The sequence below is a fragment of the Neobacillus sp. plas4 genome, assembly GCF_057221695.1.
The window spans coordinates 1763985-1785505 of sequence record NZ_CM170152.1; the positions used below are offsets into that span (position 1 = coordinate 1763985).

A 21521-nucleotide genomic window follows, 5' to 3' on the forward strand; every position below is an offset into this window, starting at 1 on the left:
TTTTCTAGTAGATGCATATGTATGAATAAAAACACTAGGAGGGATAGTAAATGTCGCCAACTCGCCAAGATGCATGGTCCCAAGATGAAGATTTATTGCTTGCTGAAGTTGTGTTAAGACATATTCGAGAGGGTGGGACACAGCTGCAAGCATTTGAGGAAGTTGGAAAACAACTTTCGCGAACATCTGCGGCCTGCGGATTCCGCTGGAACTCATTTGTTAGGAAGCAATATAAATCAGGTATCGATCTGGCCAAAAAACAGCGTAAAGAATTAAAAAAACAAAGTATACCATCTGAAAGAGATTATCCAAAAGAAGAGTTAGTAAATGAAGAACCTGCAGTCAACTCCGCTGCAAGTGAAGGAATAACATTCCAAGCTGTTCTTCACTTTTTAGAAAACCTTAATCAGAGGGCTTCTGCTGCAACAGCTATTGAAGAAGCAAAGGAAAAAACTATTCAAAAATTAAAAGATCTTGAAAAGAAAGCTTATTCGCTTGCAGCAGAAAATGAAAGATTATCAAAAAATTTAAAAGCGATTGAAGAGGATTACAGTTCTTTAATTGAAATTATGGAAAGAGCACGAAAAATGGTTGTCTTACAAGAAGAAGATAGACAGCAAAAGGTAAAATTTCAAATGGATAAAAACGGTAATCTAGAAAGAATAGAGAAATAGTAAAAAGCGGACATTATGTCCGCTTTTACTTTGTTCAGGATTTAATTGTGTTGTGCTTCTACACCTTCAGGATACCAAACAAGCGGGTTCTCGCCACGGTCACGTTCCATATCGTATTCAACATTTGTAAAGTTCATTTTCTCCCAAAAGCTTCTAGATTGTACTCTAGGGTTCGTTTTAATTGGAAGACCTAAGCTTTTGGCATATTCCACAAGCGTCTTACCATATCCTTTGCCTTGGTAATCTGGTAATACTTCAAGTTTCCATATTTCTAAATAATTCTGTGGAGGATAGAAATAACGATCAAACTTCGCCTCTGTTTGATATAAACTCATACGTGCTACTAGTTTGTCTCCGAAATATATTCCGTAAAATGGTGAGTCACTATCATTATCAACCATATTTGCTTCTAAATCCTCAATCATAGAAAGCTCTTGAATTCCATATTCCTTAAATTTTTTAAATTCCTCTAGAGTTTTAAAATTTACTTTTAATCTTTGAACTTTCATTACGATATATGCCTCCCTAAAAAAATGATTATCTTATCATCTGTATATATTCATTTAATACTGAATAATATGAATTGGAATAAAAATTTCTAATTATTCAAAATGAATTAATATTATTATATAACAAACATACAAAAAATTCTTTATATATTAGCAAGAAAGCGTTTTATATTTTGGGAGGGGTCTCAGAACTTATTGTTTCGATATTTGTGAAACGGGTTCTATTTTTTTTGAATAATTTAACTTTCAAGAGAAAGTATCTGCTAAAATATCTATAAAAAGGACAATTATGGGTGGATATTATGGAAATTGGTATTATCGGAGCCGGATCGGTTGGATTATTATTCGCGTCTTATTTAAACAATTCTTTTCCTATAAGGATCTATACGAGGACGTTTGAACAAGCAGAAGAGATCAATAAAAAGGGAATTCTTCTCCAAAAAGAATTGAAGGAAAAAAGAGTTAACGTTACGGCATTCCCTATATCAAAGTGGACTGGAAAAGAAGATTTAACCATAATAGCGGTAAAACAATATCAACTTCCATCTATTTTGGATCTATTACATAAATTCGATTCCTTTCCTCAAAACCTATTATTTTTACAAAATGGAATGGGACACTTAAAATATCTAGATATTATTCCTGTACCCAATATTTTTGTTGGTTCCGTTGAGCATGGAGCCAGTAAGATTAATTCTTATACTGTTCGTCATAATGGTGAAGGCTCTATCAATGTAGCCTTATTCAAAGGAGATTCTTTTAGGTTAAAAGAGTTTAGTGAAGCTGGTGCTTCCGTCAATTTTCAAATAAATATGCAAGAAGATTATTATGAGATGTTGATAAATAAACTAATTGCCAATGCTGTCATTAATCCTTTAACAGCAATCTTGCAAGTTGAAAATGGCGAATTAATTTCTAATCCTCATTATTTTGCGGCTGTGAAGAAACTATTTCTTGAAATCTCCTATGTACTTAATCTTCAAAATCCTATTCGAAAGTTTAGGGATATGATTAGAATTTGTAAAAAAACAGCTGCTAATCGGTCGTCGATGCTAAAGGATATTGAGGCAGGAAGTAAGACAGAAATTGATGCAATACTTGGATTTTTATTAGATGAAGCTGCAATCCAACAAAAGAATGCGAGTAATATTAAAACTTATTATCTGTTGATTAAAGGGAAAGAACACAGGAGGAGAGTTAATTGAATTCATTTATTTCATCCATCATCACGATTTTCTTAACTATTCCTCTACTCGGTTTTTTAATCATTTATATAATATATAAGCTGATTACAAAGAATACGAAAAAGTCATTTCATAAGGCACTGGACTATTCTACTGTTTTATTTATATTTGCTGTCCATTTTTTATTGATAACCATTTGGGAAAAATCTTTTTTTTGGTTAATTTTTTTAGTATTAATAATCATTGCAATGGTTTTTGTACTTATAAATTGGAAAGTAAAAGGTGAAATTGTATTTACTAAGGTTTTTAAAGGATTTTGGAGATTTAATTTCTTAGTTTTTTTCTTGACCTATATTTCGCTGATGATTTTTGGAATACTTCGAAGTGCATTAACTTTTACATTTTCTTAAGCAAAGATTTTTTTTATTAGGAGGGTTGATGCTATACTCATATGGAATGAAGTTGATTAGAAAGGAAGTACGTAAATGGAGATTTTGAATCTCTCTTTATCAGCAACAAATCGGTTTGCTTCAAATTATTTACAACAATCTCCAGATATTCTGCCTTTTTTTCATTATCGGTTCAATGACTTTGCCGAAGATCAAAAAAGGTTAGATGAATTAAGCAATCGACACTTTCCTCGTGAAAAAGTAGCTGATCATATTGAGAAATATATGGAACGTTTTCCATTAACAGAAGCAGTTCATAATTCACTAGCTAAGCTAAAGCAATCAAATAGTGTTGTGGTCATTGGCGGTCAACAAGCAGGTATTCTTACCGGCCCCCTTTATTCAATACATAAAATCATATCCATTATTAAATTAGCCGAAGAAAAAGAGAAGCAGCTTGGAGTACCCGTCATCCCTGTATTTTGGATAGCAGGAGAGGACCATGACTATGATGAAGTGAATCATGTGTTTATTCCAATTGAGCAAAAAGTTGACAAACGGACTTACCCAGAAAGGGTTAAACAAAAGAAAATGGTGTCGGATATTCCCCTTAATAAAGAAGTTTGTCAGATATGGGTGAATAATTTAATTGAAAATTTAGGCGAGACCAATCATACCAAAGAGCTAATAAACTTTGCGGATAATGCAATTTTGAAATCAGCTACTTTTGTTGATTTTTTTGCTCATATGGTGATGGAGCTATTCAAAGATTATGGCTTATTAATTGTGGATTCAGGTGACCGTAATTTCCGTCTTTTACAAAAGGCAAATTTTTCACATCAAATTGAACAACATAAAGAAATTACGAATTATTTGTTAGAACAGCAAGATGTCATAGGGAAGAATGGATTTCCGATTACAATCGATTCAAATGAGAAGGCAGCAAACTTGTTTTATTACCATCCAAAGTTAAATGAACGAATTTTGCTTGAATTTGATTTAGAAAGCAATCGTTTTGTGGGGAAAAGTGGAGCTGTTTCCTTCTCAAAAGAAGAATTAATTGAAATTGCCTTTCAAGACCCTGGTAAACTAAGTAACAATGTGGTGACTCGGCCATTAATGCAAGAATGGCTTTTCCCGACACTTGCTTTTATTGCCGGACCAGGTGAGATTTCTTATTGGGCTGAATTAAAGCTTGTGTTTGAGCATTTTAAAATTAAAATGCCGCCTATAGTACCGAGATTAAATATAACCTTGTTGGAGAGAGCCATAGATAGTGACCTAAATGAGTTGAAATTAGAACTTTCAGATGTTTTGAGCCGGGGAAGTGGCAAGGAAAAGGAGCATTATCTTGAAACTATTAAAGATCGAGAAATTTCTGAGCTTTTTTCTACACTTAAGTCACAAATACAAAATCAATATGAGCATATTGAAGTGAAAACAAATCAAGTGGATAGAAGTTTACTGCCACTTCTGAAGAAAAATGAAAACTTCCTTCTAAAGCAAATTGGATTCATGGAAACGAAGCTTGAATTATCCGTGCAATCAAGGTTTGATGTGATTCTAAGTAAGTTTAACCGTATTGATTTAGCATTACGTCCGGATGGTTTTCCACAAGAACGCGTATGGAATATTTTCCTTTATCTAAATAAGTATGGAACGAGTTTTATTAAGGAATTAATGGAACTTGAATTTGAGTTTGATGGCAAACACAAAGTAATAAAATTATAGAGGAACTTCACGAGGGGTGAAGTTTCTTTTTTTTTTGAGGAACTTCACCAGGGGTGAAGTTTCTTTTTTTTTTTTGAGGAACTTCACCAGGGGTGAAGTTTCTTTTTTTTTTTTGAGGAACTTCACCAGGGGTGAAGTTTTTCCTTTTTTTAAAAAGAAAATTACTGGATAAAAAAGGATTTGGGGGAGTAAACAAGAATTATTAAAAAATAGGTGGAGGAAAGTGGGGGAATGTGGTACATTTTATATAGAAAGTGGGGGTACCGGGTATGTTTATGGGTGAATACCATCATAGCATTGATAATAAAGGCCGGATGATCGTGCCGTCCAAATTCCGCGATGATCTTGGAGAGATGTTCATCATCACCCGCGGGTTGGATCAATGTCTATTTGGTTACCCATTATCAGAGTGGGCACTGATTGAAGAAAAACTGAAAGGTCTTCCTCTGACAAAAAAAGATGCTCGTGCATTTACCCGATTCTTCTTCTCTGGCGCAACAGAAAGCGAACTAGATAAACAAGGAAGAATCAATATCCCTGCCCCATTACTTCAGTATGCAAAACTAGAAAAAGAATGTGTAGTTTTAGGAGTATCCAATCGAATTGAAATTTGGAGCAAACAGATTTGGGAAGACTATTTCTCAGAGTCCGAAGATTCTTTTGCTGAAATTGCAGAAAATATGATTGGTTTTGATATATAATGGACAAGTTATTCTATTATAACTATAACTCATATTTTATCGTTCGATTGGAAAAGGTGATTAATGATGTTTGAACATACAACTGTGTTATTAGATGAAGCTGTTAATGGATTAAATATTAAACCAGATGGCATTTATGTTGATTGTACATTAGGCGGTGCTGGTCACAGTTCCCTAATACTTTCAAAACTTACTGAAAATGGAAAATTGTTTGCCTTCGATCAAGACGAAATAGCTATTGCCAATGCAAAAGAGAAATTGTCCGTCTATGGTGAGCAACTTACAATAATCAAAAGCAATTTCTTATATCTTGAGGAAGAACTTGAAAAGCTTGGAATCGAAAAAGTCGATGGCGTCCTTTATGATCTTGGTGTTTCATCACCGCAATTAGATACTCCAGAAAGAGGCTTCAGTTACCATCATGACGCGCCTCTGGACATGAGAATGGACAATGATGCGGATATTTCAGCCTACGATGTTATTAACCATTGGTCCTACGAAGATTTAGTGAGAATCTTTTTTCGCTATGGAGAAGAGAAATTCTCTAAACAAATTGCACGCAAAATAGAGGCAAGAAGAGAAAGTAAGCCAATTGAAACAACATTTGAGCTAGTAGAACTTATCAAAGAAGGAATTCCGGCACCTGCTAGAAGGAAGGGCGGGCATCCGGCAAAAAGGGTCTTTCAAGCGGTAAGAATTGCAGTGAATGATGAATTAGCAGTATTTGAAAAGTCATTGCAAAAAGCGATTGATATTCTAAATCCAGAAGGAAGAATTAGCGTTATTACTTTTCACTCTTTAGAAGACCGGATATGTAAGGCTACTTTTAAGAAGGCAAGTGAAACACCAAATTTACCTCCGGGTTTACCCATTATTCCAGAAGAATTTAAGCCTATTATGAAGTTAATTACTAGAAAGCCTATTCTTCCATCAGAAGAAGAGCTGGAACATAATAATCGTGCTCGGTCTGCAAAGCTAAGAATCGCGGAAAAATTATAAATAGAAATCAAAAAAATGATGTGGAGGGGAAAGAATGAGCAATCTTGCCAGGAAATTTCAGCAACAGCAACAAGTAGAACGGACAATACAGGAACAAAGTATTGTAAAAACAAAAAAGCACTGGCTTACACCTGGGGAGAAAATAATAGGTATCGTATTTACAGGGTTGATTTGTTTTGGTGCCGTCCACCTCATCTCGAATCAAGCAGAAATTTACCAGGTAAATAAGGAAATACAGGAAGTTCAAACGACTATTAAGGAACAAGAAAAGATAAACAATGATTTGAAGGTACAAGTTAGCGAACTAAGTACGTATGAGCGGATTTGGGAAAAGGCTAAACAATTGGGGCTTGTCATAAACGAAAATAACGTCAAGGTTGTGCACGAGAAATGAGCCAAAAACAGCCACATATGAATTTCGGAGCAGCTGGACTATTTGTAGTATTCGGCCTGCTCTTTTTTATATTGCTTCTTAGATACTTTTCAATTCAAATTACAGGCGAAGTCGGATCACAGCCGCTTGCGGCAAAAGCTGAGCAAAAATATAGCAGGACAGGGACGATGGATGCAACTAGAGGTGTGATTTATGACCGAAAAGGGGAAGTTATTTCTGAGGATACAACCGCTTATACCCTGATTGCAATCCTTGATAAAAAGATGACAACAAATCCCAAAAAGCCTAATCATGTGGTAGACATCAAAAAAACCGCTAAAGAATTAGCAAAGTTTCTGGAAATGAAAGAATCCGAGATTTACGACATTTTGACGAAGGATCAGTTTCAGGTCGAATTCGGTAAAGCAGGAAGAGATATATCTCACCAAACGAAGAAAGAGATAGAGGCCCTAAAGCTTCCTGGCATTACGTTTAAACGTGATTCAAAAAGATTTTATCCGAATGGAATCTTTGCCTCTCACCTAGTTGGTTATGCTGACAGAGTGGATGAGGAGGATGGAAGTTATAATTACGTCGGAAAAATGGGAATTGAGAAGACATTAAACAAAGAGTTGACAGGTAAGGACGGAAAAATTAATTATGAAAGTGATTTATGGGGATATTTGCTTCCGAATGGAGAACAGAAGGTTACGCCTGCTCAAAACGGAAATGATGTCTACCTAACGATAGATAAAAAGATCCAAACATTCCTAGAAGACGCCATGAACAAAGTGGTTGAGGAATATAAACCGAAAAAAATCATTGCCATTGTGGCTGATCCTAAAACAGGGGATATATTAGCGATGGGTCAAAGACCTTCCTTTCATCCTAAAACAAAAGAAGGTATAAATAACAGTTGGCATAATGAAGCAATCGAAACTTCATTTGAACCTGGTTCAACGATGAAGATTTTTACCCTTGCAGCAGCGATTGAAGAAAATAAATTTGACCCCAATGAATTTTTCCAGTCTGGCTCCTATAGGGTAACTTCAAAAGATAATGCAATACATGATCATAATAGATCTGGCTGGGGAAGCATTTCCTATCTTGAGGGTGTTCAGCGCTCATCCAACGTAGCGTTTGCAAAACTTGCCAATGAAAAAATCGGTTTTGAAAAGTTCCGTGAATATTTAACAAAATTTGGATTGGATCAAGCGACCGGTATCGACCTTCCGAATGAAACCTCTGGTAAAATCCAATATACCTGGCCGATTGAGAAAGCAACAACCTCATATGGACAAGGTACAGCGATAACACCCATTCAGCAAATTCAGGCGGCAACAGCGATTGCAAATAATGGGAAAATGATGAAGCCTCAAGTAATCGATAAAATCGTCAATCACGACACTGGAGAAGTAATTAGTGATGTTACACCAGAGGTGGTTTCCTCACCTATTTCAGCGGATACAGCAAAACAAGTCCTAGATATACTGGAAACTGTAGTCTCTAACGAAAAAACGGGCACAGGGAACCGCTATCAAATAGATGGATATAGTGTTGCTGGGAAAACAGGGACTGCAAGTATTCCTGATCCAAAGGGTGGTTATTTAGTTGGACAAAAAGATTATATATTCTCATTCTTAGGTATGGCTCCTGCAGATGATCCTAAGTTAGTTGTATATGTTGCTGTTCAACAGCCAGAGATAGACCACTATTCAATGGGGTCAATACCAGTTTCAATGGTTTTTAATCCTGTAATGAAAAATAGTCTGCAGTATTTAAATATTCAGCCTTCACAACAAGAAAAGGCCACTACAACAAAATTAGCTAATTTATCGAATCAAGTTGTAACGGAAACTGTAAAAAAACTTGAGGAGCAAAAACTAGAGGCAGTTGTTTTAGGGAATGGATCAAAAGTGATGGGTCAGCTTCCAGCGGCGGGTACCAATGTCCTTGAAGGTGAAAAAATAATTATCCAAACAGAAGGTAATTTAATTGCCCCTGATATGACTGGATGGTCCTTAAGAGACGTAATGAAGGTGGCAAAAATATCGGGAGTCAAACTAAGTTCTACAGGTAGTGGTTATGTTGTAAAGCAAAATATTGAAGAAGGATCTGCCTTAAGCAAAGGGAAGTTTTTAATTGTAGATTTAAAAACCCCGGAAGAAAGAAGAAAGATGGAATTAGAACAAATAGAATCCGAAGAAAATACCGATAAATCTGTTGAGGAAACTGAAACGGTTCCGCTGGGTGGGTAAGGATTAGAACTAACTCTGTACTGTTCTAATAAAATAGGTACAAGCATATAAATGAACGAGTAGGATAAAGGAGGCTCGTTCATTTTATGCGTGTTTCAAATGTAACTGTCCGTAAAAGGTTAATGATTGCACTATTCGTTGGAATTTTAGTTTTTCTAATTATTGATGTCCGACTTGGTTATGTACAGTTTGTGCTGGGTGATAAGTTGACTGGTCAAGCTAAGGGTTTGTGGAGCAGAAATATACCGTTCGAACCTGAACGCGGCGAGATAATAGACCGTAATGGTGTGCCTTTAGCTACAAATATAAGTGCTCCAACCGTATATGTTGTACCAAGACAGATTAAGGATCCTGCTGGAACTTCCGAGGAACTTTCTAAGGCATTAAATACTCCAAAGGAAAATGTTTATCGACAAATTACCCAAGGTCAATCCATTATCAGGATAAAAGAAGGAAGAAAGATTTCTCATGAAAAAGCTAAGGAAATTAGAGCCTTAGGGCTTGAAGGGGTATATATCGGCGAAGACTCAAAAAGGCATTATCCATTCGGCAGCTATCTGTCTCATGTTCTAGGATTTTCTGGGGTAGACAACCAGGGTTTAATGGGATTAGAACTTTATTATGATAAAGAACTGAGCGGTGAAAGAGGTTCGGTTAAGTTTTATGCCAACGCTAAAGGAGAAAGAATGGATGATATGGCTGACGATTATGAACATCCAGTTGATGGACTTGATTTAAAGCTTACGATTGATACAAGAATTCAAACCATTATGGAGAGAGAGCTGGATATTGCTCAGGCAACCTATAATCCTGATGGAATCATAGCAATTGCAATGGATCCGAATAATGGGAAAATATTAGGGATGTCCAGTCGCCCTACCTTTGATCCAGCTGAATTTCGAAACGTTCCACAAGAGGTATACAATAGAAACCTCCCCGTATGGTCAAGCTATGAGCCTGGTTCGACTTTTAAAATCATCACTTTGGCGGCTGCTTTAGAGGAAGGAAAAGTTAATTTAGAAAAGGAACATTTCCATGATTCAGGTTCAGTAGAAGTTGCCGGAGCAAGATTGAAATGCTGGAAAAGAGGCGGTCACGGAAGTCAAACCTTCTTGGAAGTCGTGCAAAATTCATGTAACCCAGGTTTTGTGGAATTGGGACAAAGATTAGGGAAAGATACCTTGTTCAAATATATAAAAGAATTTGGCTTTGGACAGAAAACAGGGATTGATTTAGCGGGCGAAGGCTCAGGGATTTTGTTTAATTTAGATCGAGTTGGTCCTGTAGAATTAGCAACCACTGCTTTTGGTCAAGGGGTATCAGTGACTCCAATTCAACAGGTTGCAGCAGTTGCAGCTGCGGTTAATGGCGGGACACTTTATAAGCCATATATAGCACAAGAATTAATTGACCCAGTTACCAAGGAAGTAGTGATGAGAAATACTCCAGTTGCAAAAAGAAAAGTAATTTCTGAGGAAACGTCGAAAGAAATCCGTCATGCGCTTGAGACTGTAGTCGCTCAAGGTTCAGGGTTTAGGGCATTTGTTGATTCCTATCGAATCGGGGGAAAAACAGGAACAGCTCAAAAAGCTCAAAACGGCAGATATTTAGAAAATAACTTTATTGTTTCGTTTATGGGATTTGCTCCGGCAGATGATCCTCAAATTATAGTATATGTTGCGGTTGATAATCCTAAAGGTGGACTTATTTTCGGTGGAACAGTAGCTGCTCCAATTGTCGGAAGTATTATGAAGGATGGACTCATGGCATTGGGGGTAGAACCTCGGAAAGATCAAATTGAAAAAGAAATCAAATGGCCTGATAAGCCATTGATTACACTGCCTGATTTAACGGGTTTAACCAAGTTAGAAATCACAGAACAACTGTTGAATCTTAAAATTGATGCTAGTGGTGAAGGTAATATAGTCGTAAGACAGTCTCCTGAAGCTGGTTCAAAAGTAAAAGAAGGTTCAACCATTAGACTTTATTTTGATAAAGATGAATAAATAGTTAAAAGAATTAGATTCAGGCGGCCGGAATAATTTCCGCCGCCTGTTTCTTTGAAAAAAAAAGAAGCAGAATTTCAAGGATAATAGCATTCTATTGTGATTTGCTGTAAAATAAGGTGAATCTTTTATGAGGTTATTTTTTTATGTAAAAAATGGTCATTTTTTAACGGCAAGAGAGGATTTGAGAATATGAAATTACAGGAATTACTTCAACCATTGCACCTGCTCGTTCCTTATCAAGGGGCGAATCCTGAAATTACTTCGATTGAAAACGACAATCGTAAGGTGCAAGTGGGAAGCTTATTTATTTGTATAAAAGGATATACGGTTGATGGCCATGATTTTGCTGATTCAGCAGTGAAAAATGGTGCCGCGGCAGTTCTTGCAGAAAAGCCACTCGCTCTTTCTGTGCCAGTCATTATCGTTAAAGATACAACTAGAGCTATGGCAGTACTTGCGAATACTTTTTATAATCATCCCACTAAAAAACTGCAATTAATTGGTATAACCGGTACGAATGGAAAGACAACCACCAGTCATCTTATTGAAAAAATATTATCTGATGCAAACAGAACTACAGGGTTAATTGGAACCATGTATACAAAAATCGGCAATTTGAAGATTGAAACGAAAAATACAACTCCAGAGAGCCTGGTCCTACAAAAAAGATTCCACCAAATGCTTGAAAATGGTGTTGATACAGCTATCATGGAGGTTTCATCGCATGCTCTGCATTTGGGGAGAGTGCATGGTTGTGACTACGATATAGCAGTTTTTACCAACCTTACCCAAGATCATTTAGACTATCATAAAACCATGGAGGACTATAGGCATGCAAAAAGCTTATTGTTTTCTCAGTTAGGAAATACATTTGACGCTGATAAACCTAAGTTTGCCGTCTTAAATGCTGATGATGCGGCTTCTGAACTTTATCAGAAATCGACAGCAGCTCATGTTGTTACCTATGGAATTGACAATGAAGCAGATTTCCAGGCTAGAAATATTCAAATAACTTCAGCCGGGACGACTTTTGAAATAGCAATGAAAGATAAGAGATATTTCATTAATATGCAGTTAATCGGAAAGTTTAGTATTTATAATGTGTTGGCCAGCGTCGCAGCTGCATTTATTTCAAACATACCAATGGAAGCAATAATTCAATCTATTGAGAGTGTTAAAGGAGTAGATGGAAGATTTGAATTGGTAAATGCTGGTCAAGATTTTACGGTAATTGTTGATTACGCCCACACACCAGATAGCTTGGAAAATGTATTGAAAACTATACAGAGTTTTGCTACTAAAAGGATTTTTGTCATTGTAGGCTGCGGTGGAGACAGAGATAAAACCAAACGTCCTTTAATGGCGGCAATTTCTTGCCAGTATGCTTCGGATCCAATATTTACCTCGGATAATCCTAGAAGTGAAGATCCATTAGCAATTCTAAAAGAAATGAAAGACGGCGTAGCAGGAAAAAGCTATATTACCATTCCTGATCGAAAAGAAGCTATTGTAACTGCTATAAACCAAGCAGCTGCCGGAGATGTGATCTTAATTGCAGGTAAAGGTCACGAAACGTACCAGATTATTGGCGATAATGTTTATGATTTTGATGACCGGGTGGTTGCTCGGGAAGCTATCGAGGGGAGATAGAAATGTATTTAATGTTTAATGATTTAGTAACATTACTCTCTGATTTTAAGGGGGTAAGAGAGGCGGATCATTTTTATATGACGGTTACTGACAGTGCGGCTGAAGATCAGCCGCGAGGTTTGTTTATACCGTTAAGTGATGATTCAGGTGAACTATTAGACGCAATCACCAACGGAGCTGTTGCAGCTATTTGGGATAAAGAAAAACCTGTACCTAGGTATACACCTAATCATTTTCCGATCTTTTTTACGGAAACCCCTCTAAATGCAGCAGGTGAGTTACTGCGATTTTACTTTAAAAAAATTGATGGAGATAAAGTTAAGGACATGAATGTGACCAAATTCGTATTTTTAAATAAAAAACTTCTCAAAGAAAATAAAGAAACATATGATATAGCTGTAATGTTGGAAAATCTGTCAATGAAAAATACGAATAACAATGATGAGAGGAGGGGATAAAATGCTGGAGCAAGTTATTTTTTTCACAATTTTAATGGGATTTCTTATCACGGTTCTTCTTTCTCCATTTTTTATTCCCTTCTTGCGAAGGTTGAAATTTGGACAAAGCATTCGGGAGGAAGGTCCCAAATCCCATCAAGTAAAAACGGGTACACCAACGATGGGCGGAATCATGATTTTATTTTCAATTATTATTACCACTCTAGTGATGACAGGTAAGTTTTCGGAACCGACTGTTAAAACATATTTACTTATTCTTGTCACTTTTGGGTTTGGATTACTTGGTTTTTTAGATGATTTCATCAAGGTTGCGTTAAAACGTAATTTAGGTTTAACATCTAGACAAAAGTTATTAGGGCAGATTATTATTTCGGTTATTTTTTATCTTGTTTATAAACAAAACGGGTATCCAACGGATATTTCAGTCCCAGGTACTGGTTACTCTTTAGAATTAGGCTGGTTTTTTGTCTTTTTTATTGTATTTTGGCTGGTTGGATTTTCTAATGCAGTCAATTTAACAGATGGTCTGGATGGTTTAGTTTCTGGGACAGCGGCTATTGCATTTGGTGCATATGCAGTCTTAGCTTGGAACCAATCGCAGATGGAAGTTGCTATTTTTTCTGTTGCTGTAGCAGGAGCTGTTTTAGGCTTCCTCGTTTTCAATGCCCATCCTGCAAAAGTTTTTATGGGTGATACCGGCTCACTAGCTCTTGGTGGAGCGATTGCAACCATTGCCATCCTAACAAAGTTAGAGTTATTGTTAGTGATTATTGGTGGAGTCTTTGTTATAGAAACACTGTCGGTGATATTACAGGTCATTTCGTTTAAAACAACAGGAAAAAGAATATTTCGAATGAGTCCACTCCATCACCATTATGAATTACTTGGCTGGTCAGAATGGAAAGTTGTCGTAACGTTTTGGAGCGTTGGTTTACTATTAGCGATACTAGGTATCTATATTGAGGTGTGGTTATAATTGAAGCAGATTGAAACGTATCTTCATAAAAAAATTCTAGTCCTAGGATTGGCAAAAAGCGGGGTAACAGCAGCAGCACTATTACATAAGCTTGGTGCATTTGTAACGGTAAATGATAAAAAATCATTATCTGAAAATCCTGAAGCTCAAGGGTTATTGGAACAAGGGATAAAGGTCATTTGTGGCGAACATCCTGTTGAACTTCTCGATGAAGGTTTCGAACTTATCGTTAAAAATCCAGGAATTCCTTATCAAAATCCAATTGTTGAAGGTGCTCTTAAGAAAGGAATACCAGTATTAACAGAGGTGGAGCTTGCCTATCAAATTTCGGAAGCACCTTTTATAGGAATAACAGGGACAAACGGCAAAACAACCACGACAACACTTGTATTTGAAATGCTGCGTGAAGGTAAGCAAAATCCTTTAATTGCTGGGAATATTGGGACTGTAGCCTCAGGTGTAGCCCAAGAGGCGACTAAAGATAATCATATTGTTATTGAATTATCTTCATTTCAATTAATGGGGATTGACACCTTTAAACCTAAAATAGCAGTAATTACAAATCTTTATGATGCCCATTTAGATTATCACGGAACCCGGAATGAGTATTTTAATGCAAAAGCCAATATTACCAAAAATCAGACGGAAGCAGATTACTTTATTTATAATGCTGATCAGCAGGATGTGCTGGAAATTGCAATGCAATCCCAAGCTGCACTTATTCCATTTTCAACCAAACAAGTACTTCGTGATGGTGCTTATATTAACGAAGACTGGATCTGTTTTAATGGTGAAAAAGTAATGTCAGTGGACGAAATCGCCCTGCCTGGAGTCCATAATTTAGAAAATATCTTATCTGCAATGGCTGCCGCAAAGTTAAGCGGAGTTAGGAATGAAGCGATTCAGACTGTTCTTAGAACGTTTACGGGTGTAAAACATCGGCTCCAATATGTTTCAGACGTGGTTGATAGAAAATTTTATAATGATTCAAAGGCAACAAATATTCTAGCGACGGTTAATGCATTACAGGCCTTTAAGGCTCCAATCATTCTGCTGGCTGGAGGACTTGATCGTGGAAATGAATTTGATGAACTACTGCCATATTTGAAAAATGTAAAAGCATTAATAACCTTTGGCCAAACCTCGCCTAAAATTCAACGTGTAGGAAGAGAGGCAGGAATAAAACAAATAACCTCTGTCGATAATGTTGAAAAGGCCGTGCCTGTTGCTTTTCAATATTCGGAGCCAGGCGACGTGATTTTGTTATCTCCTGCTTGTGCAAGTTGGGATCAATATAAAACTTTTGAAGTCAGGGGAGACATTTTTATCGAAGCGGTGCATAAGCTTAAGTAAGGGCTTGTACAACTAGGGTTAAACCTAATTTACGCAGCATAGGCCCTAAAACTTGCTACTCGAGGTGTTAGGTGTGCCGACAAAGAGAACAACTCCTGATTTCATATTATTACTAGTTACATTTACACTATTGGCAGTAGGGCTTATCATGGTTTATAGTGCCAGTGCGATTTGGGCAGAATATAAATTTGATGACTCCTTCTTCTTTGCTAAGAGACAAACCCTTTTTGCTGGTGTTGGGATAGCAGCAATGTTTTTTATTATGAACATTAATTATTGGACATGGAGAGAGTGGTCTAAGGTTATATTAATTGTTTGTTTTGTTTTACTCATACTTGTACTTATCCCTGGGGTGGGAAATGTCCGAAATGGCTCACGAAGCTGGATTGGAGTAGGTGCTTTTTCCATCCAGCCATCAGAGTTCATGAAGCTTGCGATGATTGCCTTTTTAGCTAAGTTTCTATCTGAGAGACAGAAACTCATAACCTCCTTTAGGCAAGGGCTGGTTCCTTCATTAGGTCTAGTGTTTATCGCATTTGCTTTAATTATGCTCCAACCGGATTTAGGTACAGGGACTGTTATGATTGGGACCTGTGTAGTTATGATTTTTATTGCGGGTGCAAGAGTCGGCCATTTTGCTTTACTAGGGTTAATTGGTTTAGCTGGATTTGTGGGCTTAGTCGCTTCAGCTCCGTATAGGATAAAAAGAATAACCTCATTTTTAGATCCTTGGCAGGACCCGTTAGGAAGTGGATTTCAAATCATCCAATCACTATATGCGATTGGACCAGGCGGATTATTCGGTCTTGGACTCGGTGAAAGCAGGCAGAAGTTCTTTTATTTGCCTGAACCACAAACAGATTTTATCTTTGCTATTTTGTCTGAAGAACTTGGGTTTATTGGCGGCTCCTTTATCATACTCTTATTTGCACTATTATTATGGAGGGGGATCCGCATCGCCTTAGGGGCACCGGACTTATATGGAAGTTTCCTGGCAGTTGGCATAATTTCTATGGTTGCCATTCAAGTAATGATAAACATTGGTGTCGTAACCGGATTAATGCCTGTTACCGGAATTACATTGCCGTTCCTAAGTTATGGAGGATCTTCTCTTACCTTAATGCTAATGGCAATAGGTGTTCTTTTGAATATTAGCCGTTATTCGAGATACTAAATTACCCTGTTTTGAGGCAGGGTTCTTTTTATTTTTTACCATTTGAAGTTTACAATTAGATAACATTCTTTTATCATTCATTACCTTCTGTTAATTTTATAGTAAGATAGGATAAGAAATGAACTTTTAGTTTTTATTTGGGGTGGAATTATGAAAATAGTAGTAAGCGGCGGGGGGACTGGCGGACATATTTATCCAGCTCTTGCACTAATAAGAGAAATTCAAAAAGAAAATAAAAACGCAGAATTTCTATACATAGGGACAAAGAACGGCTTGGAAAGCAGTATTGTACCAAGGGAGAAGATTCCATTCAAATCAATCCATATTACCGGTTTTAAGAGAAAGTTATCCTTGGATAATATTAAAACGGTTTTAAGATTTTTTAAAGGTGTTAAGGACAGTAAAAAGATGTTAAAAGAATTTAAGCCTGATATTGTGATCGGTACAGGCGGGTATGTGTGCGGGCCTGTTGTCTATGCAGCTTCGAAATTAAATATCCCAACGATTGTTCACGAGCAGAATAGTGTGCCTGGGTTAACAAACAAATTCTTAAGCAGATATGTAAACAAGGTAGCTATTTGTTTCGAGGAGGCTCGAGAACATTTTCCAAATGGGAAAGTGGAGTTTACCGGGAATCCAAGGGCTTCTGAAGTCATCGGGAAAGATGGGATTAGAGGAAGACTTTCCGCAGGTTTAAGTACGACGATGCCAGCGGTACTAATTTTCGGTGGCAGCCGGGGTGCAAGACCAATAAATGATGCGGTTGTTAAAGGACTTTCCGAATTTGCCGAAAAACCATATCAAGTACTCTATATCACTGGTGATGTCCATTTTAAGGATGTCCAGAATGAAGTGGAACTAATTGGGAATCCGGAAAATGTAGTGATTAAACCGTTTATTCATAACATGCCTGAGATTTTGGCGGGAATTGATTTAGTTGTTTCACGAGCAGGTGCTACAACACTGGCTGAGATTACCTCATTAGGTATTCCGAGTATACTCATTCCAAGTCCATATGTTACAAATAATCATCAAGAAAAAAACGCCAGGTCCCTTAGTGACCATGGTGCAGCAGAATTACTCCTTGAAAAAGACTTAAATAGCAAAAGCCTTATTCAGCATATAGACAAAATTCTGTTAGAAGATGAAAACCTAAATGCTATGAAAATGAAAGCAAAAAAGTTGGGCGTGCCAGACTCTGCAGATAGACTATATAAACTTATGAAACAGCTAGTACGAGGAAAACAAAAGTAGCCCATAAAGGTTTTTAGCATAAACTAAAACTATACGTTTGTTTTGAAAGATAGGGTGATAGGAATGGACGAATTATTAACTGAAATTCAAAAATTAAATATTGGCATAGTAAAAAGTAATGAACGATTATCACATCATACTACCATGAAAATTGGCGGTCCTGCTGACATCTTTATTGAACCATCATCAATAGAAAGTATTCAAAAAGTTATGAGCTTTATTAAGGACCATCAACTTCCTTGGAGGGTGATTGGCAGGGGATCAAATCTTCTTGTCTCTGATAAGGGAATTGAAGGTGTGGTAATTAAATTAGGCGCTGGGCTGAACCATCTATCCATTCATGATTCTACTATTACGGTTGGGGGCGGTCATTCCTTAGTAAGTTTATCTACCTTAATATCAAAAAAAGGTTTATCAGGACTTGAATTTGCGAGTGGAATCCCTGGTTCAGTGGGCGGCGCAGTATATATGAATGCGGGTGCACATGGTTCTGATATTAGTAAAATTTTAACAAAAGCCCACATCTTGTTTGAAGACGGAGAAATTGGGTGGTTGTCCAAGGACGAAATGGAATTCACATACAGAACCTCTGTTCTTCAAAAGAAACGCCCAGGGATTGTTTTGGAAGCAGAATTCAGTTTAGCAAAAGGGGATAGGTCTGCGATCGTTTCGCAAATGCAAAAAAATAAGGATTATCGTAAAGAAACACAACCATGGAATTTTCCTTGTGCAGGAAGCATCTTCCGAAATCCACTGCCAAATTACGCAGGAAGATTGATCGAAGATGCTGGCTTAAAAGGGCACCAGATTGGCGGTGCGAAAATTTCGGAAATGCATGGGAATTTTATTGTCAATGCCGGAAATGCAAAAGCTCAGGATGTTCTTGATTTAATTCAGTATATAAAAGATACAATTCAAAATTTATATGGGATTAAGATGGAAACAGAGGTAGAAATTGTTGGACGGCAATAAATAATTTGTCGTACGAATTACAAATTTTGTGTTATAATTACACATTATAAATATCGGAAAAAACTGAGAAAATGAATGACGGCATGACTGTTCGTGCCGTTGTTTTGGCTTTTTTGGCAGTAAAGGCAAAAAGGTAATTCACGGTTTTCTTTTAGGACATGCTAAGCGTTATTCTTAATGGAGGGAAGTGTATGGATAAAGGTAAGATTGTTGCACTTGAGGATCGGATTCCGAAACTAAAAGAGCAAAGAAGGCGCAAAGCCAACAAAAGGCTTATTTTTCTCCTGTTTTTGTTCTTTACCATGATTGCCGTTGTCGCTTATGTACAGTCACCATTAAGTCATGTAAAAAAGGTAACCGTTAAAGGGAATGAATTGCTTTCAACAAATGAAGTAATTGAAACCGCAAAAATCTCCAAGGAAACGAACATTTGGAGTGTTAGGAAAAACATCATTGCTGTAGACCTTGAACAGAAGAATGTCATAAAAAATGCGAATGTAAAAATTAAATGGCCTAATTCGGTCATCATTGAAATTGAAGAACGTAATAAAATTGCTTATATTAAATCAGATAAATCCTATTATCCAGTAATGGAAAACGGAAAAGTTCTAATGGATAGAGAAGTTACTGAATTACCAGTAAATGCACCCATTCTTTTTAAATTTAAAGAAGGTACAATTCTTAAAGAAATGGTCACTTCATTAGAAGAACTTCCGGATGAGGTTCGAAATGCTATATCAGAAATACACCATACACCTAAAAAGGCGGATGAATATCATATTTCATTATTTATGAACGATGGCTTTGAGGTTAGTGCAACATTACGAAGCTTTTCGGAAAAAATGATACATTATCCTTCGATCATAAGCCAATTAGATCCGAGCATTAAGGGGATTATTGATTTAGAGGTAGGTTCATATTTTAAGGCCTATGAATTGGAAGCGGAGGAAACTGAAATTGAGAATGATAAAGGTGAAGGGTAAGCATGTTATTTTATCCCTAGTCTGCCTTGTTCTTGGGTTTATCATTGCTTTTTCCTATCATTTTACTCAGAAAGAAATTAATCAAAATAAAACAAATCTGACAAGTAAACAATGGGAAAAAACCTTAGATCTTAGAAATCAACTGATCGAAGCAGAGGAATTAAACCGAAAGCTGCAGAAGGAATTAAATGAAAAACAAGATAAGGTATTTGAAAATGAAAAGGACCTTTCAAAAGTAGCCGAGGCATATTCCACTCTTGCTGAAGACGCTGAAAAATATCGGATGTTTCTTGGAAAAGTCAAGGTAAAGGGGCAAGGTGTAAAGGTTCAGCTTTCAGATGGTGCTTACGACCCAAAAGAAAAAAACATTAATAACTATCTTGTTCATGAGTTCCATGTTTTTAAAGTAATTAATGAGTTATATATTTCGGGTGCGGCTGCGGTCGCTATTAATGGTCAAAGATTAACCAGCCAGTCATATATAATATGTAATGGACCTGTTATCACTGTCGATGGCATTCAACATCCGGCGCCATTTGTCATCACAGCGATTGGAGACCCTGACGTATTAACTTCTGCACTTAACCTAACTGGTGGTGTGAAAGATCAGCTTGTTAACGATAATATTGTCTTTTCGTTGGAAAAAATGAACGAAATCATTCTAAATCCAATTTTAGCTAAATCATAAGGTAATCAAAATGTCCACGTAATGATAATAGATAAGGTAGGGTGAAAAAAGTGGACAAGCAAAAAAAAAATATTAGCTTTATTGTTATCTCAGCCGTGATAGGTTTTATGATTGCTATTCAATTTCAAACTGTAAAAGAACCCGTTGAACGTGATACTCGTGATTTGTGGCAGCTTCGTGAAGCTTTACTTCATGAAAAAGAATTACAATCTGAGTTATTGAGTGAAATCCGTTCGATTGAAGAAAAGTTACAAGCATATGAGTCAAAACAAAAGCAAAGTAAAGAACAAGCATTACGTGACACTATTCAAGAATTGAAGATTGAGGCGGGACTGACAGAAATACAAGGACCTGGCTTAACCTTAAGAATTACACCAATACTTGAGGAAATCCAAATTGGGGAACCTATATTTAGTGGAGTGTCACCCGAGCTCCTGAAGAGATTATTGAACGAGTTGAACATGTATGACGCCAAATATGTGTCTGTCGATGAGCAGCGTATCATCAATACAACTGTCATAAGAGATATTAATAATGAAACAAAAATTGACGGTCACGCATTAACCAGTTTACCGATTGATGTAAAGGTCGTCGTAGATAATTTAGAAACAGCTGAAAAACTATATAATCAGATAAAAGCCTCCAAGGCAACTGAGGAATTTTTCATCGAAAACCTAAAGCTTATTATTTCAGAACCAAAATCTGAAATAACAATTCCAGCTTTTGACCATTCTATCCAGATTCGGTATTTAGAGTCATTAAAAGCGAATGAAGGAGGGAATGCATAATGTGGCTCCCTTTTTTAGGGTTGATAGTGGGAATATTTCTTGGTCTTTTAACAGATATAAGAATTCCTGACGAATATTCTAATTATCTATCAATTGCAGTTTTGGCTGCGCTAGATACTTTATTTGGTGGAATAAGGGCTCATCTGCAAAATATTTATGATGAAAAAGTATTCGTATCTGGTTTCTTTTTTAATATTTTACTAGCTGCAAGTTTAGCTTTTCTAGGTGTTCATCTTGGTGTAGACTTGTATCTAGCAGCTGTTTTTGCATTTGGTGTTCGTTTATTTCAAAATATTGCAGTAATTAGACGGATATTATTGACAAAATGGTCAACAAACAAAGAAAAATTAGAAAAAAATTGATTTTTTTAAAGGGAATTATTTAGTTGTGACGAATAA

At 36.6% G+C, this 21521-nt stretch carries 21 protein-coding genes; 20 read left to right on the forward strand and 1 reads right to left on the reverse strand.

Going from position 1 to position 21521, the window contains the following annotated elements; genetic code table 11:
* The first annotated feature begins 50 nt into the window (after window positions 1-50).
* Window positions 51-674, forward strand: a complete 624-nt coding sequence (locus tag AC2TFD_RS08900; protein WP_484675460.1) for an RsfA family transcriptional regulator — start codon at window positions 51-53, stop codon at window positions 672-674.
* A gap of 41 nt (window positions 675-715) precedes the next feature.
* Here the strand turns inward: AC2TFD_RS08900 and AC2TFD_RS08905 are convergent, their stop codons facing one another.
* Window positions 716-1183: an N-acetyltransferase gene (locus AC2TFD_RS08905; RefSeq protein ID WP_420489083.1), complete on the reverse strand. Its 468-nt coding sequence runs from the start codon at window positions 1181-1183 to the stop codon at window positions 716-718.
* A gap of 302 nt (window positions 1184-1485) precedes the next feature.
* Here AC2TFD_RS08905 and AC2TFD_RS08910 point away from each other — a divergent pair, with 302 nt between their 5' ends.
* The 19 genes from AC2TFD_RS08910 to AC2TFD_RS09000 all read left to right on the forward strand — a co-directional run bounded on the left by AC2TFD_RS08910 (window position 1486) and on the right by AC2TFD_RS09000 (window position 21485).
* On the forward strand, window positions 1486-2388 hold the full coding sequence (locus tag AC2TFD_RS08910) for a 2-dehydropantoate 2-reductase (protein ID WP_484675461.1): 903 nt from the start codon (window positions 1486-1488) through the stop codon (window positions 2386-2388).
* Window positions 2385-2777 carry a DUF3397 domain-containing protein gene (locus AC2TFD_RS08915; RefSeq protein WP_484675462.1) on the forward strand — a complete coding sequence of 131 codons (393 nt, stop codon included), beginning with the start codon at window positions 2385-2387 and terminating at the stop codon, window positions 2775-2777. The genes AC2TFD_RS08910 and AC2TFD_RS08915 overlap by 4 nt, the downstream gene beginning before the upstream one ends.
* A 75-nt stretch (window positions 2778-2852) precedes the next feature.
* On the forward strand, window positions 2853-4487 hold the full coding sequence (gene bshC, locus AC2TFD_RS08920; RefSeq protein ID WP_335567498.1) for a bacillithiol biosynthesis cysteine-adding enzyme BshC: 1635 nt from the start codon (window positions 2853-2855) through the stop codon (window positions 4485-4487).
* A gap of 269 nt (window positions 4488-4756) precedes the next feature.
* Window positions 4757-5188: a division/cell wall cluster transcriptional repressor MraZ gene (gene mraZ, locus AC2TFD_RS08925; protein ID WP_132085910.1), complete on the forward strand. Its 432-nt coding sequence runs from the start codon at window positions 4757-4759 to the stop codon at window positions 5186-5188.
* A gap of 66 nt (window positions 5189-5254) precedes the next feature.
* Complete coding sequence (gene rsmH, locus AC2TFD_RS08930; protein ID WP_335513428.1) at window positions 5255-6187, forward strand: 16S rRNA (cytosine(1402)-N(4))-methyltransferase RsmH; 933 nt, start codon at window positions 5255-5257, stop codon at window positions 6185-6187.
* A gap of 34 nt (window positions 6188-6221) precedes the next feature.
* Window positions 6222-6581 carry a cell division protein FtsL gene (gene ftsL, locus AC2TFD_RS08935; RefSeq protein ID WP_335513431.1) on the forward strand — a complete coding sequence of 120 codons (360 nt, stop codon included), beginning with the start codon at window positions 6222-6224 and terminating at the stop codon, window positions 6579-6581.
* Entirely contained in the window at window positions 6578-8818 is a 2241-nt protein-coding gene (locus AC2TFD_RS08940; RefSeq protein ID WP_335513433.1) for a penicillin-binding protein, read from the forward strand. The genes ftsL and AC2TFD_RS08940 overlap by 4 nt, the downstream gene beginning before the upstream one ends.
* Before the next feature lie 86 nt (window positions 8819-8904).
* Complete coding sequence (locus tag AC2TFD_RS08945; RefSeq protein WP_335567497.1) at window positions 8905-10824, forward strand: stage V sporulation protein D; 1920 nt, start codon at window positions 8905-8907, stop codon at window positions 10822-10824.
* A gap of 192 nt (window positions 10825-11016) precedes the next feature.
* Window positions 11017-12477 (forward strand): UDP-N-acetylmuramoyl-L-alanyl-D-glutamate--2,6-diaminopimelate ligase, encoded by a 1461-nt coding sequence (locus tag AC2TFD_RS08950; RefSeq protein WP_335567496.1) that lies wholly within the window; start codon window positions 11017-11019, stop codon window positions 12475-12477.
* Window positions 12478-12479: 2 nt separating this feature from the next.
* Complete coding sequence (locus tag AC2TFD_RS08955) at window positions 12480-12935, forward strand: hypothetical protein (RefSeq protein WP_484675463.1); 456 nt, start codon at window positions 12480-12482, stop codon at window positions 12933-12935.
* Between the two features lies 1 nt (window position 12936).
* Window positions 12937-13911, forward strand: coding sequence for a phospho-N-acetylmuramoyl-pentapeptide-transferase (gene mraY / locus AC2TFD_RS08960; RefSeq protein ID WP_335513439.1), 975 nt, complete (start codon window positions 12937-12939; stop codon window positions 13909-13911).
* Complete coding sequence (gene murD / locus AC2TFD_RS08965) at window positions 13912-15264, forward strand: UDP-N-acetylmuramoyl-L-alanine--D-glutamate ligase (protein WP_335513441.1); 1353 nt, start codon at window positions 13912-13914, stop codon at window positions 15262-15264.
* A gap of 73 nt (window positions 15265-15337) precedes the next feature.
* Window positions 15338-16438: a stage V sporulation protein E gene (gene spoVE, locus AC2TFD_RS08970; RefSeq protein WP_335567494.1), complete on the forward strand. Its 1101-nt coding sequence runs from the start codon at window positions 15338-15340 to the stop codon at window positions 16436-16438.
* 150 nt (window positions 16439-16588) lie between these two features.
* A complete protein-coding gene (gene murG / locus AC2TFD_RS08975; protein ID WP_335519204.1) occupies window positions 16589-17692 on the forward strand; it encodes an undecaprenyldiphospho-muramoylpentapeptide beta-N-acetylglucosaminyltransferase in 1104 nt (367 codons plus the stop codon).
* 63 nt (window positions 17693-17755) lie between these two features.
* Window positions 17756-18664: a UDP-N-acetylmuramate dehydrogenase gene (gene murB, locus AC2TFD_RS08980; protein ID WP_484675464.1), complete on the forward strand. Its 909-nt coding sequence runs from the start codon at window positions 17756-17758 to the stop codon at window positions 18662-18664.
* Window positions 18665-18855: 191 nt separating this feature from the next.
* The gene (locus AC2TFD_RS08985; protein ID WP_484675465.1) at window positions 18856-19647 is read left to right on the forward strand and encodes a cell division protein FtsQ/DivIB; all 792 of its coding nucleotides are present in this window, start codon (window positions 18856-18858) and stop codon (window positions 19645-19647) included.
* On the forward strand, window positions 19628-20335 hold the full coding sequence (locus AC2TFD_RS08990) for a DUF881 domain-containing protein (RefSeq protein WP_335510239.1): 708 nt from the start codon (window positions 19628-19630) through the stop codon (window positions 20333-20335). The genes AC2TFD_RS08985 and AC2TFD_RS08990 overlap by 20 nt, the downstream gene beginning before the upstream one ends.
* 50 nt (window positions 20336-20385) lie before the next feature.
* The gene (locus AC2TFD_RS08995) at window positions 20386-21123 is read left to right on the forward strand and encodes a DUF881 domain-containing protein (protein WP_484675466.1); all 738 of its coding nucleotides are present in this window, start codon (window positions 20386-20388) and stop codon (window positions 21121-21123) included.
* Window positions 21123-21485: a small basic family protein gene (locus tag AC2TFD_RS09000; RefSeq protein ID WP_335510215.1), complete on the forward strand. Its 363-nt coding sequence runs from the start codon at window positions 21123-21125 to the stop codon at window positions 21483-21485. The genes AC2TFD_RS08995 and AC2TFD_RS09000 overlap by 1 nt, the downstream gene beginning before the upstream one ends.
* The last annotated feature ends 36 nt before the right edge of the window (window positions 21486-21521 follow it).